The 12,536-nt window shown below is 41.5% G+C and carries 4 protein-coding genes; 3 read left to right on the top strand and 1 reads right to left on the bottom strand.

The window, feature by feature from the left end; all coding sequences use genetic code 11:
- Positions 1-4: 4 nt before the first annotated feature.
- Entirely contained in the window at positions 5-796 is a 792-nt protein-coding gene (locus AL038_RS12535) for an SDR family NAD(P)-dependent oxidoreductase (RefSeq protein WP_062153311.1), read from the bottom strand.
- A 200-nt stretch (positions 797-996) separates the two neighbouring features.
- Here AL038_RS12535 and uvrB point away from each other — a divergent pair, with 200 nt between their 5' ends.
- The 3 genes from uvrB to AL038_RS12520 all read left to right on the top strand — a co-directional run bounded on the left by uvrB (position 997) and on the right by AL038_RS12520 (position 12,360).
- A complete protein-coding gene (gene uvrB / locus AL038_RS12530; protein WP_062153309.1) occupies positions 997-3,009 on the top strand; it encodes an excinuclease ABC subunit UvrB in 2,013 nt (670 codons plus the stop codon).
- Between the two features lie 204 nt (positions 3,010-3,213).
- A complete protein-coding gene (locus tag AL038_RS12525; protein ID WP_062153307.1) occupies positions 3,214-4,008 on the top strand; it encodes a hypothetical protein in 795 nt (264 codons plus the stop codon).
- A 318-nt stretch (positions 4,009-4,326) separates the two neighbouring features.
- Positions 4,327-12,360, top strand: coding sequence for a choice-of-anchor D domain-containing protein (locus AL038_RS12520; RefSeq protein ID WP_062153305.1), 8,034 nt, complete (start codon positions 4,327-4,329; stop codon positions 12,358-12,360).
- Positions 12,361-12,536 lie beyond the last annotated feature (176 nt).

Genomic DNA, 12,536 nt, shown 5'->3' with positions numbered 1-12,536 from the left:
ACTATTAAAATGCGCTTTTCACTATTCCACCCTCTACTCGCAACGCCGCGCCCGTGGTGGCAGAAGCCAATGGGCTAACAACATAAGCGACTAAGGATGCAACTTCTTCAGGTGTTGCAAATCGTTTGATTAATGAGGTAGGGCGCATTTTTTGGAAAAATACCTGTTCAAACTCAGAAAAAGACATGTTTTCTTGTTCTGCTAACTTGCCTATAAAATCGTCAACCCCGCGTGATTTTGTCGGACCGGGTAAAATACTATTAACGGTAATTTGAGTGCCTGCCAATGATTCTGCTAAACCGCGTGCGACGGCTATTTGTGCGGTTTTGCTCATGCCGTAATGCACCATTTCTGCGGGAATTTGAAGCGCGCTTTCGCTAGAAATAAAGACAATTCTGCCCCAATTTTGTTGTTTCATCCCAGAGAGATATAAACGACTTAAGCGGACACCACTTAATACATTCACGTCAAAAAAACGTTGCCAATCGGCATCGCTAATCTCTTCAAATGGTACGGCTTCAAAAATACCTAAATTATTGACTAGTATGTCAACTTTTGGATATTGTTGTAGCAGTTGTTGTGCAACTTCCGCGCTAGAAAGGTCGCCCGCAAAACCCAATAATTTGCCTGACACAGTGGGGGCAATTTCGGCAATTGCTTTTTCTACTGCCGCTTGGGTACGTCCATTGAGGATAACCGTTGCACCCTCAGCCGCAATTGTCGCCGCAATGGCGCGACCAATGCCCGCCGTGCTACCTGTTACTAGGGCGATTTTGTCTTTTAGTTGTAAATCCATGTTTGTTTCCTGTTAGGTATTTATTCAACCATCGGTTGGTATTTAATTGATGCATAGAAATTATTTATCAATTGGGATGGATTAAAGAAGTGTGATTTCTTTTTTTGGGGAATGTTATTTAAACAAGACTGGTAACTCGGGCGTTCTATGTTTATATTTACAGTATCCAATTGATGATTTATCTTGCTTGTTAGAAAACTATGTCTAATCCCTTTAAATTACAAACAACTTATACCCCTAGCGGTGACCAGCCAACGGCAATTCGCCAGTTAATTGCAGGATTGCAACAGGCGCATCGACATCAGGTGTTACTCGGTGTGACGGGGTCGGGTAAGACGTTTACGGTTGCTAATGTTATTCAATCTTTACAGCGTCCTACTTTGATTCTTGCTCCTAATAAAACGCTTGCTGCTCAGTTGTATAGCGAAATGCGCGATTTTTTTCCGCATAACGCGGTTGAGTATTTTGTGTCTTATTATGATTATTATCAGCCTGAGGCTTATGTGCCGTCTTCTGATACTTATATTGAGAAAGATGCGTCTATTAATGAACACATTGAGCAAATGCGTTTATCCGCAACTAAGGCGATGTTAGAGCGACCTGATGCGATTATCGTTGCGTCTGTATCGGCTATTTATGGGTTAGGTGACCCAGAATGGTATATGCAGATGGTTTTACATTTGATTCAGGGAGAAAAAGCTGAACAGCGGTTTATTTTGCGACGTTTGACGGAATTGCAATATACGCGTAATGACATGGTGTTAGAGCGGGGAATGTATCGTGTGCGTGGGGATATTATTGATATTTATCCTGCGGAATCGGAGCGCGATGCTATCCGTGTAGAGTTGTTTGATGATGAAGTAGAACGTTTAAGTTATTTTGACCCATTGACGGGTAAAGTTTCGCGGCTAGTCTCACGGTTGACGATTTATCCTAAAACGCATTATGTGACACCGCGCCACGTGTTGCTTGAGGCGATTGATAAGATAAAAGCGGAGTTAAAAGAACGCTTAATATTTTTACGGGATAAGGGAAAATTAGTAGAGGCGCAACGTTTAGAACAGCGAACAATTTATGATTTAGAAATGATTATTGAGCTAGGTTATTGTTCGGGTATAGAAAATTATTCGCGCTATTTGTCGCAGCGTGATATCGGCGAACCGCCACCCACTTTGTTTGATTATTTGCCAGAAAATGGTTTGTTAATCATTGATGAAAGTCATGTGACTGTGCCACAAATTGGTGGTATGTATCGGGGCGACCGCGCACGAAAAGAAACTTTAGTTGAATATGGTTTTCGCTTGCCTTCAGCGTTAGATAATCGCCCTTTAAGATTTGAGGAATTTGAGAAACTTGCACCACAGACTATTTATGTGTCCGCTACGCCTAGCCAATATGAGCTAGAACATGCGCAACAAGTGGTTGAGCAAGTGGTGCGTCCAACGGGGTTGATTGACCCATTGGTTGAGGTGCGTCCTGTTGCGATTCAGGTGGATGATATTTTATCCGAGATTAAACAGCGGGTTGTTGTGCAAGAACGGGTGTTGATTACGACGTTAACCAAGCGGATGGCGGAGGATTTAACGGATTATTTAGCCGATAATGGCGTGAAAGTACGGTATTTACATTCGGATATAGAAACCGTAGAGCGGGTTGAAATTATTCGTGATTTGCGTTTAGGAGTGTTTGATGTTTTAGTGGGTATCAATTTATTGCGCGAAGGCTTGGATATGCCCGAAGTGTCTTTAGTCGCTATTTTTGACGCGGATAAAGAGGGATTTTTACGTTCAGATAAGTCATTAATTCAAACTGTTGGACGTGCCGCACGGCATTTGAATGGGAAAGCCATTTTATACGCGGATAAAATCACAGGTTCTATGCAGCGCGCAATGGCAGAAATGGACAGACGACGTGCGAAGCAGCTTGAACATAATCAGGAAAATGGCATAACACCCCGTCAGGTAGATAAGGCGATTCGAGATATTATCGATGGTGTACATGCCGCAATACCAACGGCAGATAATAACGCACGGGGATATTCTATTGCTGAAGAAACCAGTGCTTATTTACGCCTAACACCCGCACAGATTACCAAGCAGATTAAGCAGTTACAAAAGGAAATGTATAAACAGGCGGAAAATCTGGCCTTCGAACAGGCTGCAGCAATTCGTGACCAGATTAAACAGTTACAACGCAGTCAGATTGAATTGTAACCGCAGTGCTTGTCTATCTTTCATGCTGCTTTAAGATAGCTATCATCGCTTAAAGCAGTATCATCCGTGTTTTTCTTATTTATATTCTGATAATTACAACAGATTTAACAAAATCGTCATTTTCACTCGCTAGAATAGTTGCACGTCAAATTAAAAGAAGTAATTAGTTGATAAAAAACATCTTCTTTCTCTGGAATCTGTGCAATGTTATATTTACTCGGTTTTATCATGGTGACTGTAGCGGGTTTTTACGGATTTTTGTTTTTCAATCAACAATCTCGCTATCAGAAAATCAGCATTCTGCAAAAAGATATTATTAAGCAATATCAGCCAACTTTTTCTTATCCTACTGAAGCCTTACCTTCTTTTGAACAACGTGTTGCGCAAATTCCTTGTTTTTTACCCGATTCGTTGTTTAATCAATTGCGTGATGTAGCTATTCGTTCACTTTATACCGAGCGTTCTTATTTACCGACGCATAAAAAAGGTGGCACGGTCTCGTATGAAGCCTTACACCAGTTAGCCCCTGAATTAGTTGCTTTTTATCATTCCCCGCTGTTGCAACATATTTGTTCGGCATTAGTGGGTGATTTTGTCGTTCCTACGCCTTTAAATGACCAGAGTTCTTGCTCTTTATTGGTTTATGAGCAGGTTGGCGACCATATTAATTGGCACTATGACCATAATTTTTATACGGGTAAACATTTTACGGTTTTACTGTCTTTGGTAAATGAAAATTATATAAAAAAGGAGTTATCTTCCGCGCAATTATGGATTAAACAGCAGGAGCAGGCGATAATGATTCCAACGCCGCCTAATACTTTGGTGATTTTTGAGGGGGCGACGGTATTACACAAAGCAACAAAATTGGCTGAAAATGAACGGCGCGTTTTGTTAAGCATGACGTTTTGTACAAATCCTCACGCGCCGGTGTTAAAAAGCGTTGTGCGACGGATAAAGGACACGGCATTTTTTGGTATTCGCGCTTTGTGGACGTAATTTATTGTATTGGTAGGGTAAAATTGTTAGTGCCGCGTAGGTAATTATCGTAAGGTGATGATTGCTTGAAAAAACGCTACCATTGAGACAGTTAATAGTAGCGTTGTAATAGCTGTTTGCAGTCGGCGGATGTTCGTGGCTGATTGTATAACAAGGTTTTTACGGGGCAATGACAATTTTATGAAGCAAGAATGACGATTGCATTCTGTTTTAATAATCAGGTTGTTGACCACATGCTATTTTTGTTTCTTTCTTGCAGTGCGTTAAACTTGCAACATCGCCACTATTTTTTGTTTCTTCCTGCTCGGACACAGAATTATGTTATTGCACCATTTATTACGCTTGAGTGTTTTAGTATTTCTACTTTTTTCCACCGTTGTTTATGCTCAATATAATGAGCATCGTTTCCCCAGCCCCTTCCTGATTGACACACCAATACAAGATAATGATAAACCTATAGAAATTAAGGCAGATATTATCATTGTCAATGCTGCATTAAGCTCTACGCAAGCCATCCATTTATTAGCAAAACAAAAATTAGTGATTAATGCACCTTTACGTAGTCCTGCTATTTATTTGCAATCGGAACAAATTTTAGAAATTAATAGCGAAATTAATGCAACGACTTCTGTCGCATTGGGCGGAACAATTCAAGTTTTATCGCAATATATTGATGTTTCTGAATTTGCCTTGTTGGATGCGTCGGGATTTATGCAGGGTGGAAGTATTTTGATTGGCGGTGATTTTAAGGGTTTGGGCAAATTAAACACGGCACAGCAAACCCATGTTCATCCCGCCGCTAGAATTCGGAATAATGGTGCAGAACAAGGGGGAAAGGTCATTATTTGGTCGGATAATATCACGCAGTTTGCGGGCAGTATTCAGGCAATTGGTGATAAACAAGGCGGGTTTGTTGAAGTCTCTAGTCAGGATAAATTGACCTTTCAAGGAAATATTGATGTTAGTGCGTTATCTGCGACAGGTCAGCAAGGAACACTTTTATTAGACCCCACTGATTTAACGATTGGTTCTGTTGATTCGCCAGCGGGAACACTGGCAGATAATAAAATCCTATTCGCGGATACGCCAACTACGATGACTATCAGCGCGACAACACTGGGTAGTTTATCTGGCACAATTATTTTACAAGCATCAAATAATATTATTTTTAATCAGGCAGTTAATTTTACTAATCCCAATACTGTTTTGCAGGTTGAAGCGGGTAATGAAATTCGTCTCAATAATCCCATTAGCACGAGTAGCAGTGTTGCTGTTACGTTTACGGCGGGTATGGGGATTCTTGGGGATAGTCACATTACCACGAAAGGCGGCGCGATTAAGCTCACTAGTGAAAATGGCAATATTTCATTAGGCAATTTAGATAGTTCTACCGATAGTTCGACGGTTTTAGCAAACGCAGGTGATATTAGTATTCTTGCAAGTAATGGCAGTGTTACGTTGGCTAATCTATTTGCGGATAGCTCTTTTAGCAGTGGTGTTGCTGGAAATGGGGGGAACATTACGCTAGAAGCGAATAATGATGTTACGGTTGACATACTAAGCGGACAAATAAATAGCGCATCGGTTTGCAATACGTCTTGTTCAACAGTGGGTATGGGGGGAAATGTTCGCATTGTTACGACGGCAGGAAATTTAAGTTTACCTGATGTTGTTAGTCGTTCTTTTGTCGTGGGTTCAACTATAAGCGTAAATAAAGCGGGCGATATTACCTTAGAGGCTTTTAGTCATAACATAAGCGCGGGCAATATTGATGCGACTTCGCGAACAACCTCGACTGGGTCTGCGAATGAGGGAGGTAACGTTGTTATCAATGTCGGTGGAAATGTATTAGCGGGGTATATTACAACCTCTTCTCTTTCATCCACAAATACCCAGCAAGCGGGGAATGTCACGATAAATGCGCTCAGTGGCGCGGTGTCGCTGTCTAGTATTGAAGCACAAAGTGCTATGGGTACAGGCATTGGGGGTGAAATTCAAGTTATTGTAAAAAGCTTAGCTATTTCAGGTTCTACTACAAATCCTGTATTGAGTATTGATGCAACGGGTGGGGCAAGTTCTGGGGTTGTACAAATTACGCTTAAAGATAAACCGTTTATTGTGGGTGATGGCAGTGTCAATGGTACTTATCGAGATATTAAATCAGGGCTTGATTTGATTGATAATTCAGTCCCTCCTAATAATTTTTCTGTGTCTTATAACATCGGCAATATTTTTATTAATTTTGAGTCCATTGTAACGACTGCGGCGGATAGTGGTGTGGGGTCTTTACGCCAAGCCATTTTGGATACGAATGCAACTGCTGGTAAAGATTTAATTTCTTTTAATATTTCTCCAACCACGAATTGTCCTCATACCATTGCGCTAACGGCTTCGTTACCCGCGATTTCAGACCCTCTTATCATTGATGGCTACGCGCAACCAAGTGCAACGGAAAATACGCTTACCACAGGGAATAACGCGAATTTATGCGTGGTATTAGAGGGGTCGGGGATTGTTGGCCCGAGTGATGGACTGAGTTTTTCACCCAGTGCAACGGGAAGTCTGGTTCAAGGCTTGGTGATTAATAATTTTAATACGGCAGGCATTAGTAGCCTTGCTGACTATCTTGATATACAAGGTAATTTTATCGGGATTAATCAAGCAGGCACGGCGGCTGCACCAAATGGTAAGGGTATTTCTCTGGATGCTAATTATATCGACATCGGGGGCGCATATCCTGCCTCAAGCAATATTATTTCTGGCAATACAAACGATGGTATTTATTTAATTAGCCGAAAATTTTTTAATATTCAAGGTAATTATATTGGCACAGATAGAAGTGTTACCAATGCTGTTGCAAATGGCGGAAATGGCATTGTTTTATCTAGTGTTAAAAACTTTTTAATTGGTGGTAATTATCCTTCCGCAGGCAATGTCATTGCGGGTAATGGTGGATTGGCGATTCTGTCAGAAGTGACGACCAATACGGGTATAATTCAATATAATCAAATTGGTACTAGCACTATTGCGAATGGTGCAGCGATTCAGTTAAATGCTCAAGGGTTTGTCACGGTCACAGATAACATTATCCAAAACAATAATAGTGATGGAATTAATATTGCCGATAGTGACAATAATATTGTTTATAATGATATTTTTAATAATGCCGATTTTGGGATTGTTCTGCAAACCAGTGCGAATAATAACTTACTATCGGAAAATCAAATTTATGCGAATGGCGGATTAGGGATTGATTTATCGAGTGATGGCGTAAGTCCAAACGATAGCCCTGAAATACCTGTTGTCGGTGGAAATCAACTCCAAAACTATCCTGTTTTAACCCTCGCAGATGGGTCTAATATCAGTGGAACATTAACTAGTTATGCAAGCGAAAGTTTTACCTTGGAATTTTTTGCCAGTAGCACCGCCGATGGAACAGGCTATGGTGAAGGTGAAGTTTTTTTAGGTTCAACGACCGCCACGACAGATGCCAGTGGTAATGCAAGTTTTAGCTTTCCTTATACATCACAAGGGAGTAAGCCATTTATTACCGCGACAGCAACCCGTAGCAATAATAATACGTCGGAATTTTCTCAGGCAATTTCCGAATGTAGCTTTAGCGATATTAATCTAACCAGTGCTGCTGACAGTGGCGCAGGTTCATTACGCAATGCAGTCAGCACGATTTGTCCTAATTACACCATCTTTTTAAATGGTAATAATCCTGTCTTAAGCAGCGAGATAGTGATTGATAAGGTCTTAAAAATTCAAGGGGCTGGCATAATTAGCGGTGGCAATATAACCCGACTTTTTCAGGTCACAACAAACGGGGAATTAACTTTAGAAAATCTTAAATTAATTCAAGGTTCTGTTGCTGGTGATGGCGGGGCAATTAATAATGCAAATCTTACAAATTTAAAAGGCGTAACGCTCAGTAATAACACCAGCATATCAGGCTTAGGGGGAGCAGTTTGGACTTGTTCTACTTGCACGTTAAACGTGTTAGACAGTGTTTTTAATAATAATAATGCGACAGGTGTTTTTTATGGTGGGGCGATTTATGCGGATGGATTAAGTAACATCGCTAACAGTACCTTTGCACAAAATAGTGCAGAAAAAGGCGGGGCGATTTATGTACCTGCCAGTGCGACATTGAACGCCAGTAATAACACCATCAGCACAAACACAACGACTGTTAATGGTGGGGGAATTTATAACAGTGGGGGAAATGTGAATTTACGTAATACCCTCATCGCAGATAACAGTAGTAGCGGTACAAGCCCTGATGTATTTGGCGTATTCAATAGCAGTGATAACAATTTAATTCAAACGATTACAGGTAGTAGTGGGTGGATAGCCAATGATATAACCGGCAATGCGGCTACGCTGGGTACACTTTCAGGTTCACCGTTACGTCTGCCTTTATTAGCAGGTAGCCTCGCGATTAATGCAGGAAATCCTAGCAGTTGTACGTTTATCAGTACAGGAACTAATCCGCTTTTTACCAACAGCGCAACGATTAATACAGACCAAGTTGGCACAACGCGCCCACAAGTATCAACGCCCGCACTTGCTGCTCGGTGTGACATTGGTTCGTTTGAATTTAATGGCACATTCTGCCAAGCACAATCCCAGATTTCTGAAACAGAATGTTTAGTGCTTTTAGATATTTATGCCAATAATAACGGTGCAGGTTGGATAGATAGCGCGACAAATAACTGGGGAGCAACACTAACCCCTTGCACAACATGGACGGGGGTAACGTGTAGTGCTGGCAAAGTTATTAGTATTATTCGTAATGCACAGAATTTAACAGGGACAATTCCAACGCTTAGTAGTTTAACAGCCTTAACCAAATTAGATTTGGGTAGCAATACGTTAACTGGCAGTATCCCAACAACCTTACCGAATACATTACAAGATTTGTTGCTATCGCATAATAGCTTATCGGGGACAATTCCAAGTTTACCTACAGGCTTGATAAGTTTAAATGTGAGTGATAATCAGCTAATTGGTACAGTCCCTGCTTTACCCAGTGGCTTGCTCACGCTTAATCTGGGTGTCAATCAACTCACCGCGTTGACACTACCCTTGCCAAGCCTTACTACTTTGATTATCAATGATAATAAGTTTTCAGGCACCGTCCCGACGCTACCTAACAGTTTGGTTACTTTTTATGCACAAGGGAATGCTTTTGCTGGTATATTTCCAAGCATTGCGGGATTAACTGCCTTAACAGCATTGGATATTGGTTATAACGCGATTGTGGCAACCCAAGCGGGTGAACAAGCGTTAGTGGAAAGTAAACAAACAGGCTGGGGAAATACGCAAACAGTTCCGCCGCAAAATCTAACCGCAACCGCGTTATCAAGCACAGAAATCAAGCTGACATGGACAGCAATCCCCTACATAGCAGATGGCGGTGGTTATAAAATTTACTACTCGACATTGCCCATCGCAGGCGGTGGCAGTTATATACAAATTGCGACAACCGCAGATAAAACCACAAATAGTTTTATCGTTACAGGGTTAACGCCTGCAACCAGTTATTACTTCGCCTTAGTAACAGCAACGCCAATACATGCCAATAATATTAATAGCTTACTTAGTGGGTATAGTACAGAAGCGTCCGCAACTACCCTCTCGGTTGCTGTTACAAATGCACGTTATGCTTCTATGCCGATTGTGAACAGTTTGATTGATTTCGGCACGGTTGATATTGGTGGCACGCTGACAACGGATATTGTGATTAGTGAAGTTGGTGATGCTATGTTATCTGTTGATTTTTCAGGGCTTACGGGTGCGAATGCAAGTGATTTTAGTCTTGTTTCTCCCGTTTTTCCGTTTACTATTGCTGACGGTGCTGCTCCGCAAACTGTCACGATAAAATGTACGCCTAGCACGGCGGGAATAAAAAACGCAACGTTGACCTTAATCAGCAATGATACTTCTCTGCCTAGCCCTGTTTATACCTTGCAATGTGTGGGAAATGCACCTGTTGTGAGTACGCCTGTTTATAGCAGTACACCGCTCCCAAATAGCGTTATTCAATTTGGTACACAATTAATTGGTACAACGGCTGTGCAAACATTCAGCATTGCTGAAGCAGGTAATGCGGATTTAGTTTTAAATAGCTATACGTTGACGGGTGTAAATGCCAGCGATTTTAGCCTAGTCAATCCAACTTTTCCGCTAACGCTGATTGATGGCAGCCCTACACAAAACGTAACGTTACACTGTCAGCCGTCTGCTGATGGTCTGCGTGAAGCCGTTTTAACATTCTTAACCAATGACCTAACCCAACCAACACCCAGCTACACATTACATTGCACTGGTTCAACAACCCCTGTTGCAGGCTATAGCTCGTTGCCGTTAGTGGGGAATGTTATTAATGTTGGAAGCGTCCTGCTTGGAAAAACAACCAGTAGTCATTTAACTATTAGCGAAATAGGGACAGCAACCTTAACAGTCAGCACTGCCACAATAACCGGTGTGGATAGCAATGTTTTTTCCATAGAGACCCTAAATTTACCGTTAAATATTGCAGATGGTGCATCTGCACAATCGTTGATGATGAGTTGCACGCCTGAAAGTATTGGCGAAAAAACAGCAACGTTAAGTCTTAATACAAATGACCCAACCCAAACAACGGTTAGTTACCCCTTAACTTGCACAGGGCTTGCGCCTACGCAGACGAATCAAGCCCCTAGCGATATTTTCTTATCCTCAAATAGCGTTATGGAATCGCAACCCGCAAGCACAGCCGTTGGTAATCTCAGCACGCTTGATGCGGATAGTGACGATACGCATAGCTATCGCTTATTAGACAATGCGAATGGTTTATTTACCCTGATAGGCAATACGCTATATACCACTACCGTTTTAAGCGCGAGCAATACGCCCAGTCTTACCATCCGCGTAATCAGCACAGACAGTGGGGGTTTATCTGTTACGAAAACCTTTGTTATCAGTGTAACCGCTAAAGTTATTGTTGATGATACACCGACAATGCAAGGCGAAATCGTTACGGGGAGCGGCGCACGTGGTAACAATCTGATTGTTGATGCCCCTGAAAATCTTGTTCTCACAGGACGTTTACTTGTTCCACCAGCCCTTATTGGGCAATTAGCTGATATTTTAGTCGTCTATAGTTGGCATGACATCACGAATACCTTGCAACACAGTGTAAGCATTAATCTTGCGCAAAATACGCCTTTACAAGCAGATACTCAGTGGCAATTATTTGCAGGAAATCTGGCTTTTTTAACAGGTTACTACGATGTTGAATTTGGTTATCGTCTGAACAATCAAGCAGTTAAAACGCGGATTATTCAACTACAAGTAAATACCAATCGCGCCCCTACTGCAATTCAACTGAGTAATACACAAGTAGAAGAGTTTAGCGTTCCAAATCAAGTGATTGGTGTATTAAGTAGTCATGACCTTGATAAAGAAGACCATTTTCATTACAGCTTGTTAGATACAGTAGATGGACGCTTTGCAATTGAGGGAAATCAATTGGTTGTGAAAAATGGGGCATTAATTAATTATAGCCAACAACAAACCCATCAAATTACGATACGCAGTACGGATGTAGCAGGAGCGTCCTACGAACAAAGCTTCATTTTATCCGTAGAAGATTTACAGTTACCTGCTGATGCGGTGGTGATTACCCATAATAATGTGTTAGAAAACAGTGTTAATGGCGTACCTGTTGGTCGTCTGCTCACCCATCAGCATGAAGGAGAACAGTATCGTTATACCTTGCTAAATGATGCAAATGGCGTATTTATGCTGGTGAATGATGTACTCTATGTTGCCGATAGCGAAGCCCTAGATTATGAAAGTACGGTACGAGAATTCACGCTTAAAGTACGCAGTGAGTCTTTAAAAACCGACGAAACCTTAGAAGCCAATATAACGCTTTATGTGCAAAATATGATTGATGCACAAACGATTGGACAACTATGGGCGGGTGTAGAAACAACAACCGCTATCGCCTCACCGATTAAAAATACGGATGTGATAAGCGTTACCCTGCAAACCGTGATAGACCGCACGCATAGAGGACAAGCAGGTGATTACTTTATTGCCGCCTTCCTCATTCATCCTGATGGTATCGTGACAACCGATTACTTACTCACACCAACAGGATGGAAAGGATGGGATGGACGATTGAGCAACCTAGAAGGAACACCAAAAGCAAACTTTGCGACTTACTACAAAGATATTATTTGGCAAGGCGCGTTAACAGGCTTTGTTGGTTACGTTGCAATTTATTCAGGTTATCGCGTGGCGAATAGTGACGCATTAGTCGTCGGTAAACCCATGGTTTTCAAGGTAGAAAACTAAGAGGTAAATTAAGCATAAAGACCTAGTCCGTTTTAAAAATTGACTAGGTCTGCGTTTTATTGTTCAGACAATAAGGGATAACATCACGTCAAGCCGTGATATCCGCGTTATGTGCCACCGTTGCAAACGCTCTAATCCATGAGCTTTGAGTTTAACAAAAATGTGCATTTTTAACT

The organism is Beggiatoa leptomitoformis, assembly GCF_001305575.3.
Lineage (GTDB): Bacteria > Pseudomonadota > Gammaproteobacteria > Beggiatoales > Beggiatoaceae > Beggiatoa > Beggiatoa leptomitoformis.
Note: the sequence above shows the minus strand (reverse complement) of the source record. Positions and strands in the feature narration are given on the sequence as shown.

Coding starts and splice junctions, on each gene's coding strand:
- AL038_RS12535 (WP_062153311.1), bottom strand. CDS start 796: ATGGATTTACAACTAAAAGACAAAATCGCCCTAGTAACAGGTAGCACG.
- uvrB (WP_062153309.1), top strand. CDS start 997: ATGTCTAATCCCTTTAAATTACAAACAACTTATACCCCTAGCGGTGAC.
- AL038_RS12525 (WP_062153307.1), top strand. CDS start 3,214: ATGTTATATTTACTCGGTTTTATCATGGTGACTGTAGCGGGTTTTTAC.
- AL038_RS12520 (WP_062153305.1), top strand. CDS start 4,327: ATGTTATTGCACCATTTATTACGCTTGAGTGTTTTAGTATTTCTACTT.